This is a genomic window from Lactobacillus sp., assembly GCF_051873315.1.
Taxonomy (GTDB): Bacteria; Bacillota; Bacilli; order Lactobacillales; family Lactobacillaceae; genus Lactobacillus.
This window is the reverse complement of sequence record NZ_JBJEES010000053.1, coordinates 1-2,733: the sequence shown is the minus strand read 5'-3', so window position 1 is coordinate 2,733 and position 2,733 is coordinate 1. Positions and strand designations below refer to the sequence as shown.

Here is a 2,733-nt window from a genome sequence, read left to right as displayed (position 1 = left end):
CAAACGATTTTTGCATCAGTTAGGTACTTTTAGGGGCTGATTTGCGATGTAGTTAGTCATTTTTGAAAAAATGTTCCCCGCAAAGTCCCCAACTGCCGCTTCCAGCCCAAGCAAAAAAGCTGCCTTCCGGCAGCTTTAGCGGCGGTGTTTGGTTGCCGCGATATCAATGACTCTTTCAGTAAAGACCACCGGGATCGACTGGGGGTCGACCGGCAGGCCCTGGGCCAGGTTCTTGCCCGGCAGGACGATGACCTTCTTAAAGTACTTCTTCAAAGGCGTGTCCGGGTTCATGGTAACCAGGTAGCTGTGCTTGAAGTGGGAGATCGACTTGGGCAGGGGCGAGGAGCCAAAAAGCTTGGAGATCCCGGAGACTGAATAAAAGACCGCCGTGGAGTTCTCATCGCTTAAGGGGAAAAGGTGCTCGCCAGCCGCCAGGTTGTCCCCAAAGTAGGTCGACTTGCCCAAATCCCGCATCCCCATGCTTAAAAGCCTTGCCGGCAATTCAGAATAGTAGATCCCGAAAATAAAGTTGGTCGAGCTGGTCGTCAGGACTTCCGCCAATTCTTCCGCGTCCTTCTCATTGCTCATCCAGACCCGGTTGATGGCGTCATGGTAGTCGTCCAGGTACTCACTACTTGAAACTGCCGCCTCCTGGCTCTCCTGCTTCTTAATGTAGGTCAGCAGCTGGAACTTGAATTCCTTAAAGCCGGAATAGCCCATCTTTTGGCAGAAGCGCTGAACTGAGGCCAGGGAAGTTCCCGCTTCTTCAGCCAGGTGGTTGATGGTCAGCGACTCAACATTGGTCAAGTCGGAGGTCATTCGCTTCATGATTTTCCGGTCGGATTTAGAGAGCTCCGAAGTCTCAACCGTGAAAAAATTGGTAATGTCCATTTATATCCCCACTTTTGATAATTTGTTTTAATTTTATCACAGTAGTGATAAAAATGGCTAGTTATCCAAAAAGAATATATTTTATTCTTCAGTCAAATCCTGGTAGGCCAGTTTGCCGACCGCGTTCTGGGCCAGGAGGATCTGCTCGCGCTCTTCCAGGCCTTCATAGTGGCTCATGAAGCAGATGTCATAGTAGTTTTCCCCGGCAAAAATCCGGGCCGCGTCATGTTCCGTGTCTTCCAGCTCCCCGGTCTTGCTGTAAGAGCAGCCTTCTGGCAGGTCCTGGAGGAGCTTGTTGACAGACTCCTGGTAAAAGAGGGCTTTTTGGCAGACCTGGCCAAAAGGAGACGGGTCAGCTAAGAGCCGCTCTAAGAGCTCCAGGGCAGTTTCAGCGGAAATGTAGTTTTCCCGGTCGGTCACTTCCATCAAGTACCGGCCCAGGTGAAGGTGGTCAAATTCTGTTTCAAACCAGGCAGCCATCTTGTCAAAGCCAATGAAGTCAATCAAAAAGTTGGTGGCCGTGTTGTCTGAGTCCGACAGCATCAAGTCCAGAATGTCCCGCAGCTGCCAGTCCCTTTGGGCCAGGTGGCAGAGCATCCCGCCGTCAACGATTTTGTCTTCCGGGACATGGGCCATCTGGCTTAGATCTTGCGGATGAGCCTGGTAGTAGCAGGCCACGGCCAGCTTGATCAAGCTGGCTGACTTGAATTCTTCCCCGGCTAAGGGGCTGGCGTAGAGGACGCCGGTTTTATTTTTGATTAACAGGGCAGTTTTCCCTGGCAAGGGAGCCAGGATGTCATCAATTTTTTTAAAATCCAGCATTTTATCTCACCACGATATTATCACCGACGCATTCGGCATAACTGTTTAAATCCGGGTCCTGGTCAACCATGAAGATGGCGTCCAGGTCAGCAAAAATCGTATTCGGGTTGGCCCGGTAAAAGGCGCAGGCCGCCGCTAAAGATTCGATTGACTCAATCATGCTGCCGACCATGGTTGCTACGCCCCGGCTTTCGGCCAAGTCGTTGATCTTCTGGGCTTCAGACAAGCCGCCCGTCTTCATCAGCTTGATGTTGATGTAGTCGCAGGCATTTTTTGCCAAAACTTTCTGGGCGTCTTGGTAGCTTTCTACAGATTCATCAGCCATGATCGGGTAAGGGGAGTGTCTGGTTAAGTAGGCCATGGAGTCCAGATCCCAGGCCGGGACCGGCTGCTCGATAAAGTCGATCAAAAGGCCCTGCTTGTGCCAGTACTGAGCCGCCTGCATAGTTTGCCGGACATCCCAGGCCTGGTTCATGTCTAAGCGCAAATGAACCATGGGACCAGCCGCGTAGGCCAGGTCTTCGACTAGCTTGATGTCCCGCTTTAAGTGGCCGGCCCCCAATTTCAGTTTAAGGGTCTTGAAGCCCTGGTCGACCATCTTCTGGGCGTCAGCGATCATCTGCTCAGCCTTGCCGATGCTGATGGTGTAGTCGGTCTCCACGCTGCCCCCCTTGCCGCCTAAGAGCTGGGAGAGGGTGAGGCCAAAAAGGTTGGCCCGGGTATTGTAGAGGGCGATTTCTACCGCTGCCTTGGCCGGGGCATTGTGGACGATGGAATTTTTTACCGTGGCCAAAAGTTCCTTCCAGTTGGTCAAGTTTTTGCCCAGGATCAAGGGCTTGATCGTTTCTTCAATAACGGCCCGGGCGCTGGACAGGCTGTCCCCGGTCACTTTTTCATTAGGGGTGCAGGTGCCGACCCCAGTTACCCCGTTAGCCAGGCGGACCGTCACCCGGACGGCGTTGACAGCGTCAACTCTGTGCAGGGCCGTGACGAAGGGCTGCTTTAAAGGAATCTGCTTTA

Annotated in this window: 3 protein-coding genes; all 3 read right to left on the bottom strand. The window is 52.7% G+C overall.

Annotated features, from left to right (window positions below):
- Positions 1-135: 135 nt before the first annotated feature.
- A complete protein-coding gene (locus tag ACI32D_RS02860; protein ID WP_439775141.1) occupies positions 136-891 on the bottom strand; it encodes a MurR/RpiR family transcriptional regulator in 756 nt (251 codons plus the stop codon).
- Between the two features lie 81 nt (positions 892-972).
- Positions 973-1,713, bottom strand: a complete 741-nt coding sequence (locus tag ACI32D_RS02855; protein ID WP_439775140.1) for a serine hydrolase — start codon at positions 1,711-1,713, stop codon at positions 973-975.
- A 1-nt stretch (position 1,714) separates the two neighbouring features.
- Positions 1,715-2,733: dipeptide epimerase (locus ACI32D_RS02850; RefSeq protein WP_439775139.1), on the bottom strand; the 1,019-nt coding region annotated here is incomplete at its 5' end.